Genomic DNA, 25,605 nt, shown 5'->3' with positions numbered 1-25,605 from the left:
AGATGATGGCCAAGTCGAAAGCAAGCAAAGCGCAGTTAGCGGAGCTTTTCCGTTCTTTTATAGACCCGGAATTCGTCATTACTGACGAAGAAACCCTAAAACCATACGAATGCGATGGTTTGGCGATGTATCGGCAGCTTCCTTTAATAGTAGTGTTGCCTGAAACCGTCGAACAGGTTCAGCGGGTGATGCGCATCTGCCATGAGCATGAGGTGCCGGTGGTTGCTCGTGGGGCGGGTACTGGGTTGAGCGCGGGAGCAATGCCACATAAAGAAGGTGTGGTTTTGTCGCTGGCTAAGTTTGACCGAATTCTGGATATTGATCCGCTCAGCCGCACGGCGCGTTTGCAACCCGGCGTGCGGAATCTGGCGATCAGTGAACAGGCTGCGCCATATGGCCTTTATTACGGGCCAGACCCGTCTTCCCAGATTGCGTGCACTATAGGCGGCAACGTCGCTGAGAATGCAGGGGGCGTGCATTGCCTTAAGTACGGGCTGACGGTGAACAATCTGCTCAGTGCTGAAGTGATTACTGCCGAAGGCGAGCGTGTAACTCTGGGTAGTGATGGGCTGGACAGTTGCGGCATGGATTTGCTGGCTTTGCTGACGGGCTCGGAAGGGTTGTTGGGCGTGGTCACCGAGGTGACGGTGAAGCTTTTGCCCATTCCCGAGGTCGCTCGGGTGATTATGGCTGGCTTCGCTAGCATTGAAAAAGCCGGCGACGCTGTTGGTGGTGTCATTAAGCACGGCATTATCCCTGGCGGCCTGGAAATGATGGACAGCCCCGCCATTATCGCCGCCGATGATTTCTGTGGCGCGGGGTATCCGCGAGAGGCCAAGGCGCTGCTGTTGTGTGAAATCGATGGCACGGAAGAAGAAGTCAGTGAGCACATTGCCGAGGCAGAAGCGTTATTCCGTGAGTTGGGTGCGACCTCTATACGTACGTCGAAAAACGAACAAGAGCGCGCGTTATTATGGAAAGGTCGTAAATCCGCGTTTCCCGCCGTGGGCCGGATATCTCCCGACTATTACTGCATGGACGGCACCATTCCTCGCAGATATCTGGCTAAGGTCCTGGTGGAGATGGAGCAAGTGTCAGAAGAATTTGGGCTTTTGGTCGCCAATGTATTTCATGCTGGAGACGGCAACCTACACCCACTGATTTTGTTCGATGCCAATGTGCCGGGTGAGTTCGAGAAGGCGGAAGCCTTCGGCAGCAAGATTCTGGAGCTGTGCGTAGCCGTAGGCGGTTGCATTACCGGTGAACATGGGGTGGGTGTGGAGAAAATCCGGCAGATGGCGGTGCAGTTCAACGACCAGGAGTTGCAGCAGTTCCACGATGTAAAAGCCGCTTTTGACCCACAGGGTATTCTGAATCCCGGCAAGGGGGTGCCTACGCTTAAGTTTTGTCAGGAGTACCGTTCCCTTGAACATAAGCAACACAGGCACGAACAGCAGGGAGCGCACCATGGCTGAACAAATCAACCTTCTCCAAGAGCAGGTGCAGCACGCTCGCAGCAATAGCCGAAGGCTCAATATAGTCGGTGGTGGTACTAAAGCCTTCATGGGCCGCACGGCTGATCCCGACGCAGACAAATTGAGTTTGGCCGGGCACACCGGCATTGTTGAATATCACCCGGTGGAGTTAGTGCTGACGGTACGAGCAGGCACTACTCTCAAAGAGATTGAAGCGGTTTTGGCCGAACAAGGACAGTGCCTGCACTTTGAACCGCCCCGTTTCGGGGAGGCATCTACCATTGGCGGCACCTTGGCGTGCAACCTGTCTGGGCCTGCGAGACCTTGGGCCGGTTCCGTCCGGGATCAGGTATTGGGGATCCGTTTGCTGAATGGCAAAGGCGAGCATTTACGCTTCGGCGGTCAGGTCATGAAAAATGTTGCGGGTTACGATGTTTCGCGTTTGCAAGCCGGGGCCATGGGTACGCTGGGCGTAATCACCGAAATCAGTATGAAGGTGATGCCAAAACCGGCCGCCACTCTCACATTGGTGCAGGACATGGCTATGGAAGAGGCGGTGAGGTATATGAACCGCCGAGCAGGCGAGCCCAAGCCTGTCACGGGCGCGTGCTGGGTGGATGGCAAAGTGTATCTAAGGTTGTCGGGTGCCCGCTCCGCGGTGGAAGCAACAGCCGAAAAATGGCAGGGCTCGGTCATGGGCGACGGTGAGCAGTGTTGGCAGCAGATACAGGACATGAAACACAACTTCTTTGGCGATAAGAATGCACCTTTGTGGCGATTCTCTGTGGGTTCTGCCGCCAACCTGCCGGTTTTGGACGGCCAATGGATGATGGATTGGGCTGGGGCTCAACGATGGTATCGGGGACAAGCCGCGTTGAGTGATCTTGAGCCCATGGCACAAGCAGCTGGAGGCCAAGTCAGTTTGTTTAGCGGCGGGGATCGCACCGGTGAGGTGATACATAGCCAGCCGGAGGCATTAAAAGTAATTCAGCGCCGCGTGAAACAGTCCTTTGATCCCGACGGGTTATTTAACCCGGGTCGTCTCTACAGCTGGTTGTAATTATGCAAACGAATCTGGTTCAACATTTTGCCAACACGTCCGAAGGGCAAGAAGCCGAAGACATTCTTCGAGCTTGCGTTCATTGTGGTTTCTGCACCGCTACTTGCCCCACCTACCAGGAATTGAATGACGAGCGAGACGGCCCGCGAGGCCGGATCTATTTAATGAAGATGTTTCTGGAAGGGGCCGAAGTTACCGAAAAAACCCGCGAGCATCTGGACCGTTGTCTGACCTGCCGAAGCTGCGAAACAACCTGCCCCTCGGGCGTTCAATACGGCCGGTTGGTGGATATTAGCCGTGGGTTATTGGAGAAAGAACTGCCTCGTCCGCCCCAGCAGCGATGGTTGCGTTGGGTGTTGACTCGGGTGCTGCCCGAACGCCGGCTATTTGGGCCACTGCTGCGAGTGGGGCAAGCCGTTCGGCCCTTGGTTCCGGGGCATTTACGATCCAAGATTCCGCCACGCCGAACGCCGAGCTCTCGGCCGGTTTCGAACCATCCGCGCTTGGTGCTGGCTTTGGCGGGCTGTGCACAACCGGCTGCGGCACCAAACACCAACGCAGCCGCTGCGCGGGTACTGGATAAGCTGGGTGTGTCGTTAGTGGAGGCCTCAGAAGCGGGCTGCTGCGGAGCGGTGAATTATCACTTGTCTGAACACGAGCGCGGGTTAGAGCAAATGCGCCGCAACATCGATGCCTGGTGGCCGGCGATCGATGCCGGTGCAGAGGCGATCGTGATGACCGCGTCTGGTTGTGGGGCCATGGTTCAGGATTATGGTCATCTGCTCCGGGAAGACCCGGTTTATGCCAGCAAAGCCAAGCGAGTGAGTGAGCTTTGTATGGACCTTGGAGCATTTTTGCTGAACGAAGATCTGGAGCCTTTAAAGGTTCCAGCGGGGCAGGGAAAAGTGGCGTTCCATTGCCCCTGTACCTTGCAGCATGCGATGAAACAAAGTGGAGTGGTTGAAAACGTCCTGAGTAAGGCGGGCGTCGATTTGGCGGCCACGCAGGATCCACACCTATGTTGTGGCTCGGCGGGCACTTACTCGATCACCCAGCCGGAGATGAGTCAGAAGCTGCTAGACAACAAGCTGAAGGCACTAACGGTGAGCAATCCGGAGCGTATCGTAACCGCTAATATCGGCTGCCAGTTACATCTCGAAACCAAAGCCCAGGTGCCGGTGAATCATTGGATTGAATTGCTGGATCGATAACTCAGTGCCGGAGTTACGCAGTGTTTTGCGGTATGGTTTCTGGTTCTGCTCGGGGGTGTAGGTCGGCCGAGTATTCGATAACGAGACTTCACAGGATGTGAAACCATGCGAAGGATTGCAGTAACGTTACTGTGTATATGGGTGGCGGTGCCCGCCCACGCTGAAATATATCGCTGGACTGATGCCCGCGGATCGATCCATTTCTCTGATACACCGCCGAACCTTGAAGAGCACTCCGCTATTACAGTGCGTAAGCCCGTCACCGTGCCGTTAAGCGAAAATGTTCGCCAATCCGAAAAGGTTCGTCAGAGCCGGCAATCGGTTGAGCGTATGTTGCGTCCAAAGTCCAAACAAAGATATGCCAAGGCAACGAACACAGGGCAGGTGAAAGCGTCCAAGTGCGGGAAATACCGTGCCCAACTCGACCGCATACAGGTGCAGTTGAGAGCTGGATACAGTAATGACCGGGGCAACAGCCTGAGGGAAAAACGCAGAAAAGTCAGCCAGCTATACAGCAACCACTGCGTACTGGACTAAGCCGCCCCTCGGTTAGCGCGCATTGAGATTTGTCGCCGATTGCCGTTAGCTATCTACCTAACAAAAGGAGATAGATCTTGTCCCATTTTCAGCTCGCTTTACTGCTTGGCATGACCGTCGCCCTAGGGCCCTTAGCTTTGGATGCGTATTTGCCGGCTTTCCCAAGCATTGCCCGAGATTTTGCGGTCCCCCATGCAGAAGTGGGGCTTACCTTGAGCGCCTATGTCGCTACCATGGGGCTGGCGCAGTTGGTGGGTGGTCCGCTGTCAGACCGCTACGGTCGCCGGCACATATTACTGTTCGGCTTGGCGGTGTTCGCGGTGGCTTCGGTGATGGTGGCGCTGGCGGATGGTTTGAGCGAGATGGCGTTCTGGCGCGTGGTGCAGGGTTTTGGCGGTGCTTTCTGTGCCGTATCTGTTCCGGCGATTGTGCGGGACCAAGTCGGTGGGCAAGAGGCCGCCCGATTGTTCGGTTTGATTGGTTTGATTATGTTTATTGCGCCAGCCGCGGCACCAGCTCTCGGCGCGGCCATGTTGGCTCTAGGCCATTGGAACTGGATCTTCCTCGTGCTGGCTGCATACAGTGTGTTCCTGGCTGTGGTGTTGAAGCTGGCGTTGTTCCCGAGGCTTAAGCCACGGCCGAGAACTTTCACTCCTGTGAAAACCTTGGTGACCAATTACATGCTGGTGCTGCGTCACAAAACCACTATGCGTTTTGTGGGTATTCAGGTGCTGTGCTTCAGTTCGATGATGCTTTTTATCACTCACTCTTCTTTTATCTACCAAGAATGGTTTGGCGTATCGAACAGTTCTTTTGCCATGTTGTTCGCGGCCAACATCGTGCTGATGGCGGTGATGAATTTGTCGAACCGGCCGTTGCTTCGCCGGTTCACCTCTGTGGTTCTGCTCAGAGCTCAGGTGCTGTTGCAGTGCGCAGCGTTGTTGCTGCTGGTGACGGTGGTTTTGTTCGATGGCCCGTTCTGGGCGGTTGCCGCCTGCTTTATCGCTGCCATTGGTTGCCAGGGCGGTATCGTTCCTAACAATATGGCTAACGCGCTGGAGTTTTTCCCGCACCTCGGTGGCACGGCTTCCGCTATGCTGGGGGCGTCGCAGTTCACTATTGCGGGTATCGTCAGTGCGGTGTCTGCCTCGGTCAGCGGCGATGCTCTACTGCCAATCGTAGCGAGTATGTTGGTATGTTCGATAGGGGCGGTGGTGTTAGCTTGGGGCGGGCCCAAAGCGGTGGCACGGGAGCTGGCCGTTTCATCCAGCTGAGTAGGTGCGCTCGAAAGGAGAGTTCTATGGCTCAGGATAAAGAGACATTGTTGGTTTTTTACGACGGCGCTTGCCCGACCTGCATTCGGGACCGCCGCTGGTATGAGAAACTGGCCGGCCGTGGCGGCGACTCCGTGGGCTGGATGGACATCACCGGCCGTGATGAGGAATTGAAAGCCCAAGGTGTCGACCCGGACAAAGCCTTGCGAGAACTGCATGTGAAAGACAGTGAGGGGGATATCCATCAAGAGATGGATGCCTACATTCTACTGATGTCCCGGGTGCCGGTGTTGAAACCGCTGGCCTGGCTGATTGGATTGCCAGTAATTCGTCCCTGCTTGGCTGCGCTATATCATCGTTGGGTTGCTCGCAGGCTTGCCGAGCGTTCTGGATAGTTGCGGCTCCGGTGTGGTTCGAAGACTTAATCGAGCCGATTGCTGGTGTAGAAAATTATCGAAGCTGTATGATGCGGGGTTTATTTACCTCATTGACGGGAGACCCCATGGCAAAGTTGAACGCATTGCAAATCGATACCGGTCCCGAGCCCCAACACACCATTATCTGGCTGCATGGCCTTGGTGCCAATGGCCATGATTTCGAACCGGTGGTGCCCGAGTTTGCCTTTTCTCGCGAAACCCCTGTGCGTTTTATCTTCCCTCATGCACCCGAACTGCCGGTGACCATTAACGGTGGCATGGTGATGCCCGCCTGGTACGACATTCTTGCCATGGACGTTGACCGTAAAGTAGACGCGGAGCAGCTTCGTGCGTCTGCGGGCATGGTGGCGGAGCTGATCAAAGCCGAGCGTGAGCGCGGTGTTGCCAGTGAGAACATCATTCTTGGTGGCTTCTCTCAGGGCGGTGCGGTGGCCTATGAATTGGCTCTCAGCTACCCGGAGCGTTTGGGCGGGTTGTTCGCATTGTCTACCTACTTCGCCACGGCGGATTCTATTGAATTGAGCGACGCGAACCGCAACTTGCCAATTTTTATTGGCCATGGCCGGTTTGATCAGATCGTGATGGAGCGACTGGGACAAACGGCCCATCAGACCTTGCAAAATTTAGGCTTCGAGCCTGAGTACCAAAGCTATGGCATGGAGCACAGTTTGTGCCTGGAAGAGGTGAAAGATCTGGACCGTTTCCTGAAGCCGCTTGTAGCACCGAAACCGGCGCACGAGTAATCTTTTTGCAACCTTTACCCGATAACAGGGGCTAAGAGGCAAAGCGAGTGAAATCACAACCATTACCGTCCCTTATTGGTGGCGCAAGTATCATCGCCAGTGTGTGCGTGGGTGCTGGCATGCTTGGTTTGCCCAGTTCCGGTGCCGGAGCCTGGACTGTCTGGTCCAGTCTGGCTCTGGTGTTGACTATGGTAGTGATGACTCTCTCCGGCTGGATGCTGCTGGAAGCATTCAAACACTTCGATCTGCGAGCTTCGTTTAATACGGTGACCAAATCCTTGCTGGGTTCCCGGGTGAACGCCTTCAGTAATCTGACCGTTTATTTCGTGGGCGGGATCTTGCTGTATGCGTACATCACCTCGTCCGGTTTGATCCTGCAAAGCATGACCGGCGTCGATAGCAAGCTGGCGTCGGTCCTCTTTGTGCTGCTTTTTTCGTTAGTGGTCTGGCATTCAACCCGCGCGGTGGATCGGTTGTCGGTGGTGTTGGTTACCTTCATGCTGGTGAGCTTTGTGCTAGGGGTGTCGGGCTTGGCCGTACGAATCGATCTCGGTGTTCTGTTTGACGCCGCGAACCCTGATGGCCTTTACGCACCCTATGCCATGGCCATGCTGCCAGTCGCCCTGACTTCCTTTGGTTACCACCATTCGGTGGCCTCCATGCGGGCCTATTACGGGGAGGAGCGTAAAGCACAGAAAGCCATTTTAGGTGGAACCCTGGTGGCCTTGACCTTTTATCTGGTGTGGCTGCTTAGCATTTTCGGAAACCTGCCGAGGGCGAGCTTTGGTCCGGTTGTCGCTCAGGGTGGCGATGTGGATGTCTTGCTGGCGGCTCTCGGCTTTGCCATTGATTCTGAACGGGTGGCCACCACCATCAGTGCCTTCTCGACGGCAGCCATTTTGTCTTCATTTGTCGGGGTAGGTCTGGGCACGTTTGACTATATGGCCGACCTGCTGGGCTTCAGCAATGACCGACAGGGCCGAACCAAAACCTGGGTCATCACCTTCATCCCGCCGCTGTTGCTGTCTTTGTTTTTCCCGTTCGGGTTTGTGTTGGCCATCGGTTATGCCGGCGCGGCTGCGGCGGTCTGGGCTTGTATCGTTCCGGCCTTGCTGGCCCGAAAATCAAGAACCCTCGACGGTGGTCGCATTGGCTTCATGGCCCCGGGTGGTCAGTTGGCGGTCGTGCTGGTGCTAGCCTTTGGTGCACTGACCATCGTGTTCCATGTTATGGGACTGGTGGGGTGGTTACCGGAGCCTGATTTTTTGATGGGACAGTAACGGAATATTCCGCAGGTTTTGCCAGTGTGCGTCAGTTGCCTGGCACCGGATTTTTCAGGAGCACATGCTGATAAAGAGGTTCTCTCTACCTCTCTGTTTGTTCCAGTAACTACTGGGGGAGATTGAGTTGGGTGAGCCTATTTAAAGAGCTTCGCGCCTCGTCTCTAACCTGTCAGTAAACTTTACACTTTTGATCAGCGAGCCAATGAGCTGATTTTTTAAGCACTTGTATTAAATTGATATTACCTGCTGTGGAGCAATTGTTGCCTCAGATTTTAATAGAGGAATCTTTATTAGATTCATAAAGGGGGAACGGTAATGACAGCTACAATTCGACTAATGGCAGCAAGTTCTCTAGCATTGCTTTTGATGGCAGGTAGTTCAGCACAGGCTGCGCAGATGTCGTGTAGTTCTGCGACTAACTATTCCTTGTCTGATGCAACGAACAGTGCGTGTTTTAGTGGTAATGACACCAACGAAATTGATACGAACTTTTCGCTTTTTGGAATGACCGGATGGGTTCTCTCGGACAAGAACGATGGTCCCGATGGCGATGGCTTGATTGAGTTTTTAACTGCACCGATGAACGGTGACAAGTCCGGAAATTGGGCGATCGATACGCTCGCTGGTCTAAGCAATATCGTGATTACGCTTAAGGCAGGGAATGGGTTCGGGGCGTTTCTACTCGACTTGACTGTTGCTGATCCTCTTTCAGGAAGATGGGCATCAGGCAAGGGCTTGTCCCATGCTTCAATCTATTACAATGGGCAGCCGACCACTAAAGTGCCGGAGCCAAGCACGCTGGCTTTGATCGGCCTAGGGTTGTTAGGGCTTGGTATGGCTAGGCGAAGAGCTCATAAGTAATGTATCTGGAAACACCAGCCTCATAGGGAGGCTGGTGTTTTTTTAGGAGGTCTTCCTAGATAGTTTTAGCTGGGAAGATATTCCATGCTCCAGCTCAGTCCCGCAATTCCGCGTTCAATCATCGACTCGATTTCCTCTTCTCTGTAGCCAACGCTCGCAAGAACGTTGCGCGTGGAATGGCCATATTGCTCTGCCGGTTTAATTGCTCGAGTAGACGCTTCAGCGGGGCGCACCGAGTAGTGGTCAATTTGCGTGATGCAGTGACCGCTAGGGTGGTTCGGGTAAGTTGAGAACGAAAAGCTACCGGAGCCAGTACCCGGAGTGCCATCGGCCTCACGGCTGTATTGTGCTCGAAGATCTTCAATGGCATTCGGTTGGGCTGCAGCAATGTCGGCTTCCTGAAGTACTTCTGCCCAGTAGCTGGCGGGGGCCTGGCTTAGCGCATCGGTCAGAAAATCGCGGATGTTGGCGGCTGAACTTATGCCTTGCAGTCCTTCGACCCCTTCGAGTTTATCCAGTTCAGAGTGGTTCGAATCCAAATACAGCCAGCCCTCGCTGGTTTTATAGAAGTGTGATAGTTCATGGTGGCCCAAAGCCTCTCGACCTGATGGCTCATTGAACGGTGCGCGCCCCTCATAGTCGAAAGCAAAGGAGATTTGAGCGATGTTGGTCACCGCCGACAGCGACGTGCGCGAACGCGTGGGCTGGCCGGTTTTTGCTTTATGGTAGAGCGATATTGCCATTCCCAAGCCTGCCGCAAAGCCACAGTTTACGTCCAGAGTGCCTAGGTGCGCGTGCTCTTCTGGCGTGGCTGGGCCGCCGAAGCGACTCATGATGCCGCTGTTTGCTTGAATGATGTCGTCGTAACCGATGTAGTCGGTCTTTGGGCCACGCAAGGGGCCGCCCAGGCAGTCAAGGCGACAGAACAGTACGCCTGGGTTGATGGCTTGGAGGCTTTCATTGTCTAGCCCCAAAGGTTTCATCTGTCGCTCGGGAGCGTTGATGACGACCATGTCAACGGAGCGCACCAGACGGTTAAACGCTTCGCGGCCTTCTGTGGTCGTGATGTCAATCAAAGCACTTTGCTTGTTTACATTGGTCTGGAATGTGAACAAAACGCCAATCAAGGGATCGTACATCGGTGTGACTGTGTCCAGCTTGATGACTTCTGCACCGAACCGGCTAAGGAACGCCGCAGAGTGAGGGCCGGCAATAACGTTGGTCAGGTCCAGAACCCGTAGGCCGTCGAGCCAGCCTTTGCCGCTAGCGGGCTGAATGGATTGTCCGGTGGGACGAGTCACGGTTTCACTTGCTGCAACAGCGGATAGTTCTGCCAGTGCCTCATCAAAGGAAACCTGCTTGCGGGGACGGGGCTGCAGCATGTCTGCCGCCATTTCCTCCAGCCAGGCAATTGGCCCTGGCTGCTTCATCAAACCATATTCGGGGTCGTTTACCTCAACAATAAGGCCCGCAGCGTTGGTGTGTTCGTCGTTTACCCACTCTTGAGTGGTGCGGTGCGGCGCTCCGGGAATCTGGCCTTCACCAAACAACACGCCCCATTCTGTCGAGGTTTTGCTCAGGAATGCCTTCTTCATTTTTTCTGAAATGATGTCAGCCCATTTCTTAGGCAGCGGGTAAACGCCAATAGAGGTTTCGCCATCCCACTCGGAAACGGGGGCATGCAGGTCTTTTACTTCGGGCAACCCTTCGGCTTTGAGCTCGTCATAAATACCGAGAAGCTTCAATGCACGTTTTGCGTGGTTTCGGTGAGATGGACACACGCAGTAGAACATGCGGCCATCTGCACACTCGTATGTACGGTAAAAAGGATCCAGGTATTCCTGGAGGTCTTCATAGCTCAGATCAAACTCGATGTTATTGGCTTTGCGATACTCGATCTCATCTTCACGCATGGTTTTGTAGCGGTCAGGCAAGCCTTCGATAACGTACGAGTTATAGGACAAACCTTCCATCAAGGCAGCGGCGACAGGCACTTCGATGTGGTCCCCACGGCCTGTTTTTTCGCGCTCGAGTAGCGCGAGTACGGCGGAACTTGAGGCCAGTGATACCGCATAGGCCGAACCCAGTGGCAAGGGCGAGAAGCTTGGGTTAATGCCCATCAGTACCCGGTTAAAGCCCATGTCGGTAAACGCACCGCAGGTTGCTGCAACGACAGCTTCTGTCGCTTTCCATTCACGGCGTAGTGCATCGTTGCTCGCAAAGCCTGGCACTGACAGAGTGATCAATTCGGGGCGTTCAGCACGAAGCTGTGTGAAGTCCACCCCCAGCTCTTTCATGACGCCCGGCCGGAAACTTTCGATAACGATATCAGCCTGTTCGATCAGGGCTTGTGCGTTTGTTAGTCCGGACTCAGTTTTCAGGTCCAAGCTCAGACAGTTCTTGTTCCGGTTAAGCACCGCATTTGCTGGGTGATCCCACTGGGGGCCTTCTGGCGGGTCGATGTGCACTACAGTGGCGCCAAAATCTGCCAGCACCATGGCTACAGCGGGGCCTGCGATCTGCTGGCCAAAATCAACAACGCGTACGCCTTCTAATGGTAGGGGGAGCTTTTTTGTCATTGGATTGCATCCTTATTCGCTATGTAACTGCTTGTGTTGTGCTGACATGAAACCGACTAGGTTTCGGTGCTAGCAATAATGGGCGAACAAAGAGCGACTGAACCAGCAATAAAAAAGACCCCTGAGGTCATATTTTATTTATAGGTGGGGCCGTGTGCTTTGAGGGTTGAGAGTGCTAGATATAAAAATAATTAGGTCTTAGGGGCGGTTTTTTTTGGTTTCAATCGTCAGCGATATCTGACGAAAATGCTTCACGCCAGATCCAGGGCGATAGGTCATCTCAAGAGCTTGCTGATCAAAGTGGGCAATAACAATTAGAGAACGCCAAAAGAGGTAACAAAATGAATAACAAAAAAGAGTTAATAAGCTCGACTGGGTGGCTGACTGGCACAAATCCAGTCATGTCAGTCGGCGCAGGTCTAGTCGTGCTTATTTTTGTTCTGTTTACTGTTGCGGACCCGGTGTATGCCAATGAGCTGTACAGCGCCGCCAAGAATTTTATCGCTAAAGAGTTAGCGTGGTATTACATAGGCTTAGTCAGCATTATTTTGTTTATGGTCGTTGGCATAGTGTTTACCCGATACGGCAATGTACGGTTGGGTCAAGATTCTGATCGGCCAGAGTTTAGTAACTTTTCCTGGTTTTCCATGTTGTTTGGAGCCGGTATCGGCATTGGCATCCTGTTTTGGAGCATTGCCGAGCCTATTTCGTATTTTCAAGGCAATCCTTTCATCGCAGAGAGTCAGGAGTTAACGGCAGAGGCGGCGCAAGTAGCCATGCGCGTGTCGATATTTCATTGGGGATTGCACGGTTGGGCAGTGTTTGCCTTGAGTGGCCTGATCCTTTCCTACTTCAGCTACCGCAAAGGTTTGCCTCTCTCCATACGCTCGAGCCTTTACCCGATCTTTGGAGATCGGATCTACGGGCCGATTGGACACATTGCTGATTTGCTGGCGGTGTTTGGAACAGTTTTCGGTATTGCGACCTCTCTGGGGATGGGCGCTCAGCAAATGAATACCGGAATGAATTATTTGTTGGGCGTTGAGGTTTCAACGACCAATACCATCCTTTTGATCGCGGTCATTTCAATCATTGCAACAATTTCGGTCGTTACCGGGCTGAACCGTGGCATACGCCTGTTGAGTGAGCTCAATATGCGTTTGACGATGGTTATTCTCGGGTTGTTTTTGGTGTTTGGCCCTACCGCCTACTTGCTGGGATCGCTGGTGACTAACTTTGGCGACTACGTTGTTCATGCCGTGGAGTTGGGCTTTTGGGTAGACCCGGATCCAGAAAGTCAGTGGCAGGGGTGGTGGACTATTTTCTACTGGGGTTGGTGGATCTCTTGGGCCCCTTTCGTCGGTATTTTCATAGCACGTATCTCTAAAGGCCGTACTGTTCGTGAGTTTATTCTTGGTGTGCTAATCGCTCCGACTTTGTTGGCGGTTATCTGGATCACCATCTTTGGCAATACTGCCATGTTTATTGAGTTATTTGGCAACGGCGGGGTTGTTGAGGCCGTTAATGCGGATACCACCATGGCGCTGTTCAAGACTATCGAGTTGATGGGCAGCAGCGATTTGGTCGTGACGCTGATGGCCAGTATCTGCACCATCATGTTGGTGACTTACTTTGTGACTTCTGCGGATTCGGCCACCCTGGTTGTGTGTACGTTGATCTCGATGGGGGATACGAACCCGTTGGCCCGTTATCGAGTTTTCTGGAGCGCCGGGATTGGTTCGGTTGCTGCAGTTTTGTTGGTGGCTGGCGGTTTGGGGGCGTTGCAAACAGCCACGGTGGTTGCCGCTTTGCCGTTCTCAATCATTTTGATCATGGCGATATACGGGCTGCTGAAGTCATTGCGTGAGGAGGCTATTCCGGGGAAGTTGTTTAACGCCGCGCAAATGGTAGGTCCCGCTACGTCACCTGGCAAAAAGCCGGGCGTGGCAACTGTCTCGGGCTCTCTCTGAGGCTTAACAAAAACAATAAGGGCCTCGTTTCCGTTAGTGGGGCCCCTAATTCAGAAACAGATGGAGCAATTATGGTTACTCAAGTCATTCTCCCTCGCATCCTGCAAACCGGTGAAGGGGCCTCGCAGCAACTGCCGGAGGTTTTGGCTAGCCTGGGCTGCAGCCGCCCATTAATTATCACTGATAAAATGATGGTCCAACTGGGCTATACCGAGACCATTCAGGGGTGTCTGGCCGCTAGTGATTTATCAGCTGATGTGTTCGATGACACGGTGCCGGAACCCACGGTCAGCTCAATACAAGCAGGCGTTGCCAAAGTTCGCGACGGTGATTACGACAGTATCATCGCCCTTGGTGGTGGCAGCCCGATCGATAGTGCAAAGGCCATCAGTATTCTAGGCAAATTTGGCGGCACGATGCGAGATTATAAATTCCCGCGCATTGTCAACGAGCTGGGTTTGCCGATCATCGCTATTCCCACCACCGCAGGTACCGGTTCAGAAGTGACCCGCGTGACGATCATCACAGACGAGTCTAACGATGAAAAGATGTTGTGTATGGGCGTGGGCTTTATGCCTGTGGCGGCGCTGGTCGACTTTAATTTAACCCTCAGTTTGCCCAAGCGAACGACTGCCGATACCGGCATTGATGCGTTAACGCACGCAATGGAAGCATACGTCAGTCGTAAGGCGAGCCTATACACCGACGCTCAAGCTATCGCGGCAATGCGGCTCATCGGCCCGAACCTCCGGCGGGTGTTCCATGATGGTTCTGACAAAAAAGCTCGCGAGCAAGTCATGCTGGGGTCTACTTTGGCTGGAATTGCGTTTTCCAATGCATCTGTTGCTCTAGTGCATGGGATGAGCCGACCTATTGGCGCCGCTTTCCATGTGCCTCACGGGCTGTCTAATGCCATGTTGCTTCCAGCGGTCACCGAGTACTCGATTCCCGCTGCCGCCGAGCGTTATGCGGACTGTGCTCGCGCCATGGGGGTTGCGTCGGAACAAGACAGCACTGACGTCGCGAACAGTAAGCTGATGGCGGAGCTGTATGCCTTGAATGATGAGTTAGAGGTGCCAACCCCGGAAATGTTCGGCATCGATCGCGGCGAGTTTTTCCACCTGTTGCCAACGATGGCCGAGCAGGCACTGCAATCCGGGTCCCCTGGAAACAATCCTCGGGTCCCCAATGCCGAAGAAATTATCGAGCTATACAAAAAACTTTGGTAACGAACGGTGGTCGGTTCACTTTTTGTACAACAACAAACCTCGCACTGGCTGCGAGAATACTCTTTGAGGAGATAAAATGAATACTATAGGTCATTTGATTGGCGGGCAGATGGTTGCCGACGAAAGCCGCACCCAGCTGGTTTTTAACCCTTCGACCGGCGAGGCGACGCGGCAGGTCGCCTTGGCCTCTAAGGCCACTGTAGAGCAGGCTATTGCTGCAGCAGAAGCTGCCTACCCTGCATGGCGCGATACCCCGGCGATCAAGCGTGCTCGTATCATGTTCCGTTTCAAGGAGTTGCTGGAGCAAAACGCGGATCACATTGCGCGGCTTATCGGGGAAGAGCACGGCAAAATCCAGCACGATGCGCTGGGAGAGCTGCAGCGTGGCATTGAGAACGTGGAATACGCCTGTGGCGCTCCTGAGTTTCTTAAAGGTGAACATAGCCCGAAGGTTGGCCCCGGCATTGATACCTGGAGTGAGTTTCAGCCGCTGGGCGTTGTTGCGGGTATAACGCCGTTCAATTTCCCGGCCATGGTGCCGTTGTGGATGTACCCCATGGCGATTGTTTGCGGAAACTGTTTCATTTTGAAGCCATCGGAGCGAGATCCTAGCTCAACATTGTTTATTGCCCAGTTATTGCAGGAAGCTGGTCTGCCCGACGGCGTGATGAACGTGGTCAACGGCGATAAGGAAGCGGTAGATACCTTGCTCACAGATGCTCGTATCCAGGCAGTCAGTTTTGTCGGTTCAACACCAATCGCGGAATACATCTACAGTACCGCCAGTGCCCATGGTAAGCGTTGTCAGGCATTGGGCGGCGCGAAAAATCACGCCATCGTTATGCCCGATGCTGATATGGACAATGCGGTGAACCAATTGTTAGGGGCTGCGTTTGGCTCTTCTGGCGAACGCTGCATGGCGTTGTCGGTTGCGGTTGCCGTGGGTGATGCGGCTGGTGATGCGTTGGTTGCCAAGATGGCCGAGGCCATGAAAACCCTGAAAGTGGGGGCCTACAGTGAAGCCAGTAATGATTTTGGCCCGGTGATTACAGGCCAGCACCGCGATAAGGTCGTGGGTTATATCAATAGCGCGGAGCAGCAGGGCGCGCGCATTGTTGTGGATGGCCGTAACCAGGTTGTGGCTGGCCACGAAAATGGTTTCTTCGTTGGTGGTACGTTGATTGATCAGGTTACCCCTGAGATGACCAGCTACCAGGAAGAAATCTTTGGGCCGGTGTTGCAGGTCATGCGAGTGAATACGATGCAAGAAGCCATGGACCTGATCAACGCTCATGAGTACGGCAACGGCACCTGTATATTCACCCGTGATGGCGAAGCTGCTCGCTACTTCACCGACAACATCATGGTGGGCATGGTTGGTGTTAACGTGCCTTTGCCGGTGCCGGTGGCGTATCACAGTTTTGGAGGCTGGAAGCGGTCCCTGTTTGGTGACTTGCATGCCTATGGCCCGGATGGCGTGCGCTTCTATACGCGTCGTAAGGCCATAACCCAACGCTGGCCTTCCGCCGGAGTGCGGGAAGGTGCCGAGTTCTCGATGCCAACTATGAAGTAAGTGTTCAGGGCGAACTATTAAAATTAGCAAGTTGGTTGCGGCGGTGTGCTTGTTTTAGGAGCCGCCGCCTTTTTCGTGCCTAGCATTACCGTGAGGGATGAAACAAAATAGGACTCCTAACTATAAAAAGAGTTTGCTCCATGAAAAAGAGACTCCCGCCGCTAAACTGGTTGCGGACTTTTGAAGCTGCAGCACGTCACCTGAACCTGACTCAGGCAGCGCTAGAGCTGAACTTGACTCAGGCTGCGATCAGCCAGCATGTGAAGGGGTTAGAGTCTCAGCTAGGCACCGAATTGTTTCGACGATTACCTCGAGGGTTGGAATTGACGGACGCAGGTAAAGCGTACTTACCTGTAGTGCACGAGTGCATCAGGCGACTTGCCACCGCAACAAATGAGATCTTTGGTCAGGGCAAAACCCGCCTGCTGACAGTTAGAACAAATCTTGTGTTTTTCACTGCTTGGATTGCCCCTCGGTTTGCTCGCTTTCGAGAGATGCATCCCGACGTTGGCGTGCGCTTCACCAGTAATATCTGGCTGGACAACAGCACGCACGATTCCGATATGGAAGTCCGCTACGGAAAAGGTGATTGGCCGGGCTTCGATGCTGACCGGCTGAGTTGGGACGAGTTGTTTCCAGTTTGCAGCCCACAAGTGGCCAGTACGCTGGGTGATATCAATTCAGGTGAGCTAGGCGCTTTTGAAAGCCTGAGCAAGCAAACATTGCTTCACGTTATTGGTTATGAGGAAGGTTGGGGACACTGGCTTGATGAATCTGGTTTGTCGAATGTCCAGTTTGCCGGGGAAATTCAATTTGATACGTTAATTACAGCAATGAAAGTGGCTGAGCACGGCGATGGTATTGCTTTGGGGCGAACCTGCTTGGTGGAAGAGGCGATGAATGCGGGAACGTTAGTCGCCCCCTTTGAACAAAAAGTACCGACGGCGGAAGCATTTTATCTGGTTCGGCCCGCTAATAAGTACCTTCATCCTCATGCTGAAATATTTCGAAGCTGGCTTTTGGAAGAGGCTGCTAAAGCGCGCTAGTGCTGAAGCTAAGGTTTGTTGAGCGGCAGCTCAGGCGGCGAGAGATTAGGGCCGATTTTGCATCAGTCAGACACGAAAAAGCCCGCTAATAAGCGGGCTAGATCGAGAAATTAGTGGTGCCCGGAGGCGGAATCGAACCACCGACACGAGGATTTTCAATCCTCTGCTCTACCGACTGAGCTATCCGGGCGTGTTGAGCTATGTGCTCCAACGGGGCGCTATTAAACCGGTTTAGGGTTTGGGAGTCAAGGCCGGCAGTTAAAAATTTCTTAAAATTTCCGCTGTTGATCAGGCCTTGACCAGATTTGTTACTTTTCTGGTGGAACGTACCCTTCAGCCTTGTCGAATGGCTCGTTATTGAAGAAATGGTCCATCTGGGCTTGCAGGTACTTGCGGTTGTTCACGTCCATCAGATTCAGGTGTTTTTCGTTGATCAGCATGGTCTGCTGATTCTGCCATTCGTCCCAGGCGGCTTTGGATACGTTTTCAAAGATATCCTGTCCCTTCGGGCCCGGCATTGGAGGCATAGCCAAGCCTTCCATTTCTTTCTGGTACTTTCGGCAGAATACAGTGCGGCTCATGATGACTCCTGTGTCGAATGTGTTGCAGCGAGCATGATAACAGATCGGATCAGAGCAGGGTGCTTTGCTCCGGCTCCGTCAGCAAGCTGCGAATAGGGGCTGGCAGGCCTAGTGCGAGTGCTTCGTCGCGGTGAAGCCAACGCTGGCTTTCCGAATCTGAAACCTTGGTGCTGGCGGATACTGGCAAGCGGGCCGGCTGAATGTGCAAGTGGTAATGGCTGAAGGTGTGGCGAAAGCCGCTGATCAACTCAGGGTCGCGGCACACAAGCCCCAGCTCTTTCTCGCAGGCCTCTTGCAGCTCTTCCATGCCGTATGCCGGGTCCAGCTCGGGAAGGCTCCAGAGTCCGCCCCAGATGCCGCTGGGCGGGCGGCGTTCCAGCAAGATTCGGCCATCGCTATCTTCAAAGATCAGCATCCAAGTCGTTTTTTCCGGCTTTTGCTTTTTCGGCTTGGAACCGGGGTATAAGTGGGTTTGGTTTTCCGCATAGGCAGCACACCCGATGCTGAGCGGGCAGCTATCGCATGTCGGTTTGCTGCGGGTGCAGACCATGGCGCCCAGATCCATTATGCCCTGAGTGTAATCGCGCACACGTTGGTCTGGTGTGTGGGTTTCAGCGTGCTCCCACAGCTGCTTGAGTACAGCGCTTTGCCCCGGCCAGCCGGGTACAGCGTGGTAGCGGGCCAGCACCCGTTTTACGTTGCCGTCCAGAATCGCGGCGCGCTTGCCAAAGGCTTGGGCCAGAATGGCGGCTGCCGTTGAGCGGCCAATGCCCGTGAGCGACTCCAGTGTTTCCTGATCTTGCGGAAATTCACCGTCATAAGCCTCGACGATTTGCTTGGCTGCTTTGTGCAGGTTCCGGGCGCGGGCGTAGTAGCCAAGGCCAGACCAGTGGCTGAGCACGGCATCTTCAGGCGCAGAGGCAAGTGCCTGAACGTCCGGGAAGCTTGCCATGAAGGCTTCAAAGTAGGGGATAACGGTAGCGACCTGGGTTTGCTGAAGCATAATTTCAGACACCCAGACACGGTAAGCGTTGCGGTTGTGGTGCCACGGCAGGTTGTGCCTGCCGTGGTTGTCGTACCAATTAAGCAGTTGGTCGGCGAAAAGGTCTGGCATTAGTTGAATAGGCCTTTGAGCGCATCTTTTACTTTGCCGCCTTCTTCTCCTAACTTTTCCTTCAGTTTTTCGTCAACTTTGTCCTTTGCTTTCTGCTTGGCTTCGTCCACCTTTTCTTTTGCCTTCTCCTTGGCGCGGTCGATTTCTTCTTTCGCTTTCGCGCGTGCAGCGTTGGCGGCGATGTCTTTCAGGGTGTCACGGAAACGGGACCCATCAAAGGAGCACAGGCCTGCTGGGTCGTCGGCGAAATTGCCGCGGCATTCAACCGGTATGACCACGTTTTTAACGTACTCGGTGGTGCGGCAAGCCTGATCGCGGTGGATGTCACCCACAATGCGCAGTCCGACTTCGTAATCGAGCTCGCTTTGCTCGAGATTAACGGTGCCATCGCCTTCCAGGCGCATGCCGGCCAGTTCCGCCACGAGGTCTGTGTTGTTCAGGGTGTTGCCGTCGATTTTCAAGGTGCCGTGCATGTCGTTGAACGGCGTGGTTGCTCCCCAGTCTGAAGTAGACAGCTGATCCTGATTAACCAGTGCGATGCCTTGGCAGGCCATGCGGGTCAGGTTCATCTTGCGGAATTCACCCTCCGCCAGATTGAAGTTGATTTCGCCCTTCGCGTTTTCGCGCAGTTTTGAAATGCGGTTGCCGGTGGTGTCCACGGCCAGCTCCAGATTTGCGCCACCAGACAGCATATCGACTTCAGCAAGTTGGGTGAGCAACGGCAAGGTTTGCACATTGCTGACGTCAGAGCTGATATTCCACTTGGGGTTGTTGGTACGAGCATCAATCGTGACGTTGGCGCCGAAGGTGCCGTAATACAGTTTGCCGCTGAATTCGTCGACCTTCAGCAGGCCGTCTTTAGCGGTGGTGCTGGCTTTGATTTCGTTGATGGTGAGGTTGCTGACGATCAACTCGCCCAAATCAAAGTTGATGTCCAGCAATAACGAACGCAGTGTTTCCAGCGGCAGAAGATCGGTTTCCGGCTGGTTGGCTGAGGCGGTTTCTGGTGCTGGGGCGTCGGTTTCACCTTCCTCTTCGGTGGATGCGCTTTCTTCAGCTGCTGGCGGCAAATAGCGGTCTGCGTTTAGCTTGTCACCTTGTAGATTGAATACCAGGCCTCCGTTGCTCAGGGTATAGCTGCCGTTACCATTGAAATTGGTGTCGTCCAACGTGATCTTCAGTTCGCTTAACGCCACTGTACCGGGCTTGCCGCCAAGATTGGTGGAAAACGTGATGGCTTTCAGTACATCCGGATCGGTGGTTTCAATGGCTGGCTGGCCAAGATTGCTCAGGAGTTCTTTCAAAGAAAGCTCGGAGATGGCCAAGCTGCCATTCAGTGCGGGCTTGTCGCCAAAGCCTTTTACGGTGAGGTTGGTATTTAGCTTTAGGTTGGCCAGGCTGGCGGTGAAATCGCTCAGTGACGCAGTTTCATCTTCAAGATTGGCAGCCAGAGAGCCGCTCAATTCCGCCGTGACAGACTTGCCGCCAAACGGTTCGCCGTTCATGTCGAATACGGCTTTCAGGCTAGACATGGTGAATTCGTTGAGCGCTTGGTTAGCTTTCAGTTTGGCACTGATGCTGCCGTCTACCGCTAGTTTCGGTTGTGCCGTTGCTACCTTGAATTGAATGTCTAGCGGGAACTCGGAACCTAATGTGATGTTGCTGGCCATCACCGAGAAGTCTTCCAGTACAACCGATTGCCCGGTGCTCAGATCGTTGTAGTGAACCCGGGCGTTGCTGATTTCAACGTTCTCTACGTTGAAATTAAGGGCTTCGCCACCTTCGCTTGTCTCTGCAGTTTGTTCGGAGGCCGCAGGTGTTTCTGTAGCGTCCGCTTCTACAGGCTCTTCGGCGTTGGCGGGTTTCTCTGCCATGATCCGAGCCCAGTTGCCTTCGCCTTGTTTGTTCACTTCAAAGTGCGCATCCAAGCCGTTAAGTACGAAAGTGTTCACTTGCGGTGACATGGCAATCAGTGACCAAAAATCGATCTGGGCAATCAGTTGCTCCAAAGCCACAAACTGCTCACCTTCCAGCGTTGCTTCTACTTTATTCAGTTCCAGACCGAGGGGTATGAAGGACCAACCAATATCGCCTTCAAGAATAAGGTCCAGATTGGTTTGCTTCTCGACCACAGCTTCGATTTGGGGCTTGTAGTCATTTGGATTAATAACTGCGACAGCGATAGCAACGGCTGCGACAGCTAGTACGACAAGGCCGATGATGGCATATAGCGCGTAGCGGATGACTTTCATTGCAAAATTTCCTTTTCTTCCCGGGCGAAGGGAGTTGCCTGATGTATGACGAATGAAGTACCCAAAGGATAACGCAGGGTTAGCAAAATAACAGTGCAGGGATATGACAAAGCGGTAGTCTTGGTTCAAAATGCATCGCAAACGTGCAGGGAAAAACGCTCTGTGACGTAAATAACCATAAAAAGGAGTCGGATGTGGCTATCACTGTTTCAATTGAACTGAACCGTGAACTGGAAATTCAGGCAAGCTATGACGAAGTATTCGATTTGCTGGCAGATGTACCCAAATCCGTCAGTCATTTCCCCAAAGTAGAGAAGCTGGTCGACTTGGGCGACAACACCTATCGTTGGGAAATGGAAAAGGTGGGTGTTGATAAGCATGCCATCCAATCTGTATACGCCTGCAAGTACTATGCAGACAAAGAAGCCGGCAAAATTACTTGGGAGCCGGTTAAGGGCGAAGGTAACGGTGTCGTGAGCGGTTCCTGGGTTATTGTCGCCAAAGACGCGAACACCACCGGCCTGCGCTTTCAAACCAGCGCCGCCCTGACTTTGCCCCTGCCAAGCCTGCTTAAGCTGGCTATTAGTCCTGTCATCAAACACGAGTTTAATAGCATGGTTGACACCTATATGAACAACCTGAAAAACGCGTTCTGAGCCTAATCTAAGCGATCCTGCCCATTGCGGGACTCCTGCTGTGTAAATCGGTATAATCCGTAGATATTAAATTTCGGTAGCAAGCCAGTTTTTACAACGGAGTCTCCATGGCTGAACGCAAGGCTCGGGTAGAGCGAAATACCCTTGAAACCCAGATCACAGTTGAGATCAATCTCGACGGTACCGGCAAAGCTTGTTTTGATACGGGCGTGCCCTTTCTTGACCACATGATGGATCAGATCGCCCGCCATGGTTTGATCGACCTGGATATCACCTGCAAAGGCGATACCTACATTGATGACCACCACACGGTGGAAGACATTGGTATCACCTTGGGGCAGGCCTTCAAACAGGCTGTTGGTGATAAGAAGGGGATTCGCCGATACGGTCACGCTTACGTGCCGCTGGATGAAGCTTTGTCCCGGGTAGTGATCGATCTTTCCGGCCGTCCTGGCCTGTGCATGAACATACCCTACACCCGTGCGGTGGTTGGTGGCTTCGACGTGGATTTGTTTGAAGAGTTCTTCCGCGGGTTCGTGAACCACTCGATGACAACCGTCCATATCGACAATCTGAAGGGTAAGAATACCCATCACCAGATTGAAACCGTGTACAAAGCCTTCGGCCGTGCTCTGCGCATGACCGTTGAGATGGACGAGCGCATGGCCGGTATCATGCCGTCTACCAAAGGCGCTCTGTAAACCGGTTGCCAACAGGAATCTGAACCACCATGAAGACCGTCGCCATCATTGACTACGGCATGGGCAACTTGCACTCCGCGCGCAAAGCCGTGGAACATGTTGCCCCGGATTGCACCGTATTGGTTACCGATAACGCTGCCCGGATACGTGAAGCCGACCGGGTGATTTTGCCCGGCGTTGGTGCCATCCGTGACTGCATGGCTGAAATTCGCCGCCTGGAAGTAGATAAGCTGGTGAAAGAAGTCTCTCAGGACCGCCCTTTTCTAGGTATTTGCGTTGGTATGCAGGCGCTGATGGCCCGAAGTGAAGAGAACGGCGGTGTTGAAGGCATCGACCTGTTTCCCTCGGAAGTGCGTTACTTTGGTGACAATCTGACCGAAAACGGTGAGCGCCTGAAAGTGCCTCATATGGGTTGGAACCGGGTCCACCAAGCGATGGATCACCCCCTTTGGCACAACATTCCGGACGGTGACCGCTTTTACTTCGTACACAGCTATTACGCCGAAGCCAGCGGCAACGTCCACATGGCGGGCCGCACTCATTACGGTGTCGATCTGGCTGCTGCCGTGGCGAAAGACAATATTTTTGCAGTGCAGTTCCACCCGGAGAAAAGCGCACGGGCAGGCCTGCAGTTACTGGAAAACTTCACAAACTGGACTGGAAACCGCTGAACGCGGGCAGGGAACAAGACATGCTGATTATCCCCGCAATCGATCTGAAAGACGGCAAATGCGTAAGACTGCGCCAGGGCCGCATGGACGACTCCACCGTGTTCGGAGACGATCCGGTAGATATGGCCACCAAGTGGGTTGAAGCCGGCGCTCGTCGCTTGCATTTGGTCGACCTTAACGGCGCCTTTGCTGGTGAGCCTATAAACGGCGAAATCGTTAAAGCCATCGCCAAAAAATACCCGGACCTGCCCATCCAGATTGGTGGCGGCATCCGTTCTGCCGAAACCATCGAAGCCTACCTGAAGGCTGGCGTGCAGTGGGTGATCATCGGTACGAAAGCGGTTAAAGAACCCGAATTTGTTACCGATATGTGCAAGCGTTTCCCCGGCCACATCATTGTGGGCTTGGATGCCAAAGACGGCCGCGTTGCAACGGATGGTTGGGCCGAGGTTTCCGAAGTGATGGCGGTTGATCTGGCTAAACGCTTCGCTAACGACGGCGTAGACTCCATCGTATACACCGACATTGCCCGCGACGGCATGATGCAGGGTGTGAATGTTGAAGCTACCGCAGCTTTGGCGGAGCAGGGCGGTATTCCGGTGATTGCATCCGGCGGTGTCACCAACATGGACGACCTCAAGCGTCTGGCCACTGTGGCCGACAAGGGTATCTTGGGCGCAATCACTGGTCGTGCCATATACGAAGGTACGCTGGATGTTGCAGAGGCCCAAGCCTACTGTGACAGCTTGAACAACTGAGGAAGCACCATGGCATTGGCAAAACGCATCATTCCCTGCCTCGATGTCGACAAAGGCCGCGTGGTTAAAGGCGTGAATTTTGTGGATATCCGTGATGCCGGCGATCCGGTGGAAGTGGCTCGGCGCTACAACGAGCAGGGTGCAGACGAAATTACGTTTCTGGATATTACGGCCAGTCACGAAAGCCGCGACACCACCTACGAGACCGTAGAGCGGATGGCGGCCGAAGTGTTTATCCCGCTCACCGTTGGCGGCGGTGTGCGCACTGTAGACGACATTCGGAACCTGCTAAACGCCGGTGCTGACAAGGTTTCGATCAACACCGCTGCGGTGTTCAATCCGGAGTTCGTGCGCGAAGCTGCAGATCGATTTGGCCGCCAGTGCATTGTGGTGGCCATTGATGCCAAGCAGGTCAGTGCCGAAGGTGAGGAGCCTCGCTGGGAAATCTTCACCCACGGTGGCCGTAAACCGACCGGTTTGGATGCCGTTGAATGGGCGGTAAAGATGGTCGAAATGGGGGCAGGTGAGCTGCTGCTGACCAGCATGGATCGTGACGGCACCAAGATTGGTTTCGACCTTGGCTTAACTCGTGCGATCAGCAATGCGGTATCCGTGCCGGTGATTGCCTCCGGCGGAGTGGGTGAGCTTCAGCACTTGGCCGATGGTGTTACCCAAGGTGGTGCCGATGCTGTATTGGCGGCCTCTATCTTTCACTTCGCTCAGCACACCATTCCCGAAGCCAAAGCCTTTATGAAGGCTCAGGGCATCGAAGTCCGCGATTAATTGCCCTTGGCGTAAGCAGGTCGAATGGCCTGTTTTTCGCCTTCGGCAAACATCTCTTGATTGTCATTGCGAATTGCCCAAACCCCTCGGACGGTTGCAATGGCAATGCCTTGCTCATCCAGTTCTGGCAAATGCTTTTCTAAGTAGTCCACCGTTACTGTGTGCGGATGGCCAATGCCGATAGCGGTGCCTTTCTTTTTGGCGGTTTCGATTAACCGCTGAAACTGCTGGTCAACAAACTCTTCGGTTTGTTCGTGGTCCAGGAACACGTCACGGGTCAAGCTAGGAATTTGATAGGAACTGGCCATGCTTCCGGCGACGGAACTGGCGATGGTGCGGCTATCCACAAAGTACACCGGGTAACGACTCAGCTCTTTCATCACCCAGTCCATCGGCTGCATCTGTTGGGTTAGTAAACTGCCCATGTGGTTGTTTACGCCCGTTACGTGAGGAATGGACTGAAGTGCGCGCCGGAGTGTGGTGGTTACGGCGGCTTCATCCATGTCGGGTGTCAGCCCGCCCGGACCCAGGTCGAAATTGCGGGTATTCGCCATAGGAGCATGCAGCATAACCTCCTTGTCGTTCGTATAAGCCTCTTTAGCAAGGCGTACGGTGTGGCGACGATAAGGTAGGAACGCCAAGGTCAGCGGCTGGTCCAGTTGCACCAATCGCTGACCTTCATGCAGGTTGTGGCCGACGTCATCAATGATGATGGCGATGGTCGGAGGCATGGCTTCTCCGGGTGCCGCGCTGTGGGCAGCACTCGAGCCGAAAACCAGTGCTGCCGCAAGCCATAAACTACCAAGGCATT

General features: G+C 53.9%; 23 protein-coding genes and 1 tRNA gene. 18 read left to right on the top strand and 6 right to left on the bottom strand.

Going from position 1 to position 25,605, the window contains the following annotated elements; all coding sequences use genetic code 11:
- Window positions 1-2 precede the first annotated feature (2 nt).
- The 9 genes from K5L82_RS11505 to K5L82_RS11465 all read left to right on the top strand — a co-directional run bounded on the left by K5L82_RS11505 (window position 3) and on the right by K5L82_RS11465 (window position 8,881).
- The gene (locus K5L82_RS11505) at window positions 3-1,475 is read left to right on the top strand and encodes an FAD-linked oxidase C-terminal domain-containing protein (RefSeq protein ID WP_223134249.1); all 1,473 of its coding nucleotides are present in this window, start codon (window positions 3-5) and stop codon (window positions 1,473-1,475) included.
- Window positions 1,468-2,535 carry a glycolate oxidase subunit GlcE gene (glcE, locus tag K5L82_RS11500; protein WP_223134248.1) on the top strand — a complete coding sequence of 356 codons (1,068 nt, stop codon included), beginning with the start codon at window positions 1,468-1,470 and terminating at the stop codon, window positions 2,533-2,535. Before K5L82_RS11505 ends, glcE begins: the two co-directional genes overlap by 8 nt.
- Window positions 2,536-2,537: 2 nt before the next feature.
- Window positions 2,538-3,746: a glycolate oxidase subunit GlcF gene (gene glcF / locus K5L82_RS11495; RefSeq protein ID WP_133007474.1), complete on the top strand. Its 1,209-nt coding sequence runs from the start codon at window positions 2,538-2,540 to the stop codon at window positions 3,744-3,746.
- 105 nt (window positions 3,747-3,851) lie between these two features.
- Window positions 3,852-4,283 (top strand): DUF4124 domain-containing protein, encoded by a 432-nt coding sequence (locus K5L82_RS11490; RefSeq protein ID WP_223134247.1) that lies wholly within the window; start codon window positions 3,852-3,854, stop codon window positions 4,281-4,283.
- 77 nt (window positions 4,284-4,360) lie between these two features.
- Window positions 4,361-5,557, top strand: coding sequence for a multidrug effflux MFS transporter (locus K5L82_RS11485; protein ID WP_223134246.1), 1,197 nt, complete (start codon window positions 4,361-4,363; stop codon window positions 5,555-5,557).
- 26 nt (window positions 5,558-5,583) lie between these two features.
- Complete coding sequence (locus K5L82_RS11480) at window positions 5,584-5,952, top strand: thiol-disulfide oxidoreductase DCC family protein (protein WP_223134245.1); 369 nt, start codon at window positions 5,584-5,586, stop codon at window positions 5,950-5,952.
- A 107-nt stretch (window positions 5,953-6,059) separates the two neighbouring features.
- A complete protein-coding gene (locus K5L82_RS11475; protein ID WP_133007478.1) occupies window positions 6,060-6,737 on the top strand; it encodes an alpha/beta hydrolase in 678 nt (225 codons plus the stop codon).
- A 47-nt stretch (window positions 6,738-6,784) separates the two neighbouring features.
- On the top strand, window positions 6,785-8,017 hold the full coding sequence (locus K5L82_RS11470) for an aromatic amino acid transporter (RefSeq protein ID WP_223134244.1): 1,233 nt from the start codon (window positions 6,785-6,787) through the stop codon (window positions 8,015-8,017).
- Between the two features lie 318 nt (window positions 8,018-8,335).
- Window positions 8,336-8,881 (top strand): PEP-CTERM sorting domain-containing protein, encoded by a 546-nt coding sequence (locus K5L82_RS11465; RefSeq protein ID WP_223134243.1) that lies wholly within the window; start codon window positions 8,336-8,338, stop codon window positions 8,879-8,881.
- A gap of 65 nt (window positions 8,882-8,946) precedes the next feature.
- Here the strand turns inward: K5L82_RS11465 and K5L82_RS11460 are convergent, their stop codons facing one another.
- The gene (locus K5L82_RS11460) at window positions 8,947-11,460 is read right to left on the bottom strand and encodes a CoA transferase (RefSeq protein WP_223134242.1); all 2,514 of its coding nucleotides are present in this window, start codon (window positions 11,458-11,460) and stop codon (window positions 8,947-8,949) included.
- Between the two features lie 341 nt (window positions 11,461-11,801).
- On the opposite strand from K5L82_RS11460, the gene K5L82_RS11455 reads away from it, so the two are divergent.
- The 4 genes from K5L82_RS11455 to K5L82_RS11440 all read left to right on the top strand — a co-directional run bounded on the left by K5L82_RS11455 (window position 11,802) and on the right by K5L82_RS11440 (window position 17,278).
- Entirely contained in the window at window positions 11,802-13,430 is a 1,629-nt protein-coding gene (locus K5L82_RS11455; RefSeq protein ID WP_223134241.1) for a BCCT family transporter, read from the top strand.
- 71 nt (window positions 13,431-13,501) lie between these two features.
- A complete protein-coding gene (locus K5L82_RS11450) occupies window positions 13,502-14,659 on the top strand; it encodes an iron-containing alcohol dehydrogenase (RefSeq protein ID WP_223134240.1) in 1,158 nt (385 codons plus the stop codon).
- A gap of 76 nt (window positions 14,660-14,735) precedes the next feature.
- A complete protein-coding gene (locus K5L82_RS11445; RefSeq protein WP_223134239.1) occupies window positions 14,736-16,232 on the top strand; it encodes a CoA-acylating methylmalonate-semialdehyde dehydrogenase in 1,497 nt (498 codons plus the stop codon).
- A 140-nt stretch (window positions 16,233-16,372) separates the two neighbouring features.
- Window positions 16,373-17,278 (top strand): LysR substrate-binding domain-containing protein, encoded by a 906-nt coding sequence (locus K5L82_RS11440; RefSeq protein ID WP_223134238.1) that lies wholly within the window; start codon window positions 16,373-16,375, stop codon window positions 17,276-17,278.
- Between the two features lie 114 nt (window positions 17,279-17,392).
- On the opposite strand, the gene K5L82_RS11435 is transcribed toward K5L82_RS11440, so the two are convergent.
- The 4 genes from K5L82_RS11435 to K5L82_RS11420 all read right to left on the bottom strand — a co-directional run bounded on the left by K5L82_RS11435 (window position 17,393) and on the right by K5L82_RS11420 (window position 21,225).
- Window positions 17,393-17,468, bottom strand: a tRNA-Phe gene (locus K5L82_RS11435).
- 118 nt (window positions 17,469-17,586) lie between these two features.
- On the bottom strand, window positions 17,587-17,859 hold the full coding sequence (locus K5L82_RS11430) for an oxidative damage protection protein (RefSeq protein ID WP_133007484.1): 273 nt from the start codon (window positions 17,857-17,859) through the stop codon (window positions 17,587-17,589).
- Between the two features lie 49 nt (window positions 17,860-17,908).
- The gene (mutY, locus tag K5L82_RS11425) at window positions 17,909-18,973 is read right to left on the bottom strand and encodes an A/G-specific adenine glycosylase (protein ID WP_223134237.1); all 1,065 of its coding nucleotides are present in this window, start codon (window positions 18,971-18,973) and stop codon (window positions 17,909-17,911) included.
- Window positions 18,973-21,225 (bottom strand): AsmA family protein, encoded by a 2,253-nt coding sequence (locus tag K5L82_RS11420; protein WP_223134236.1) that lies wholly within the window; start codon window positions 21,223-21,225, stop codon window positions 18,973-18,975. The genes mutY and K5L82_RS11420 overlap by 1 nt, the downstream gene beginning before the upstream one ends.
- Before the next feature lie 194 nt (window positions 21,226-21,419).
- Between K5L82_RS11420 and K5L82_RS11415 the strand changes: the two genes are divergently transcribed.
- The 5 genes from K5L82_RS11415 to hisF all read left to right on the top strand — a co-directional run bounded on the left by K5L82_RS11415 (window position 21,420) and on the right by hisF (window position 24,794).
- Window positions 21,420-21,881, top strand: a complete 462-nt coding sequence (locus K5L82_RS11415; protein WP_133007487.1) for an SRPBCC family protein — start codon at window positions 21,420-21,422, stop codon at window positions 21,879-21,881.
- Window positions 21,882-21,988: 107 nt separating this feature from the next.
- Window positions 21,989-22,582, top strand: a complete 594-nt coding sequence (gene hisB, locus K5L82_RS11410) for an imidazoleglycerol-phosphate dehydratase HisB (protein WP_133007488.1) — start codon at window positions 21,989-21,991, stop codon at window positions 22,580-22,582.
- Between the two features lie 29 nt (window positions 22,583-22,611).
- Window positions 22,612-23,253 carry an imidazole glycerol phosphate synthase subunit HisH gene (gene hisH, locus K5L82_RS11405; RefSeq protein WP_223134235.1) on the top strand — a complete coding sequence of 214 codons (642 nt, stop codon included), beginning with the start codon at window positions 22,612-22,614 and terminating at the stop codon, window positions 23,251-23,253.
- Between the two features lie 20 nt (window positions 23,254-23,273).
- Entirely contained in the window at window positions 23,274-24,011 is a 738-nt protein-coding gene (gene hisA / locus K5L82_RS11400; protein ID WP_133004562.1) for a 1-(5-phosphoribosyl)-5-[(5-phosphoribosylamino)methylideneamino]imidazole-4-carboxamide isomerase, read from the top strand.
- 9 nt (window positions 24,012-24,020) lie between these two features.
- Window positions 24,021-24,794 (top strand): imidazole glycerol phosphate synthase subunit HisF, encoded by a 774-nt coding sequence (hisF, locus tag K5L82_RS11395; protein ID WP_133004563.1) that lies wholly within the window; start codon window positions 24,021-24,023, stop codon window positions 24,792-24,794.
- On the opposite strand, the gene K5L82_RS11390 is transcribed toward hisF, so the two are convergent.
- Window positions 24,791-25,573 (bottom strand): divergent polysaccharide deacetylase family protein, encoded by a 783-nt coding sequence (locus tag K5L82_RS11390; protein ID WP_228259114.1) that lies wholly within the window; start codon window positions 25,571-25,573, stop codon window positions 24,791-24,793. The two genes, hisF and K5L82_RS11390, sit on opposite strands and share 4 nt — an antisense overlap.
- Window positions 25,574-25,605: the final 32 nt, after the last annotated feature.

The organism is Marinobacter sp. AL4B, from assembly GCF_019916045.1.
Lineage (GTDB): Bacteria > Pseudomonadota > Gammaproteobacteria > Pseudomonadales > Oleiphilaceae > Marinobacter.
The sequence above is the reverse complement of the archived record's forward strand: the minus strand, read 5'-3'. Positions and strand labels throughout refer to the sequence as shown.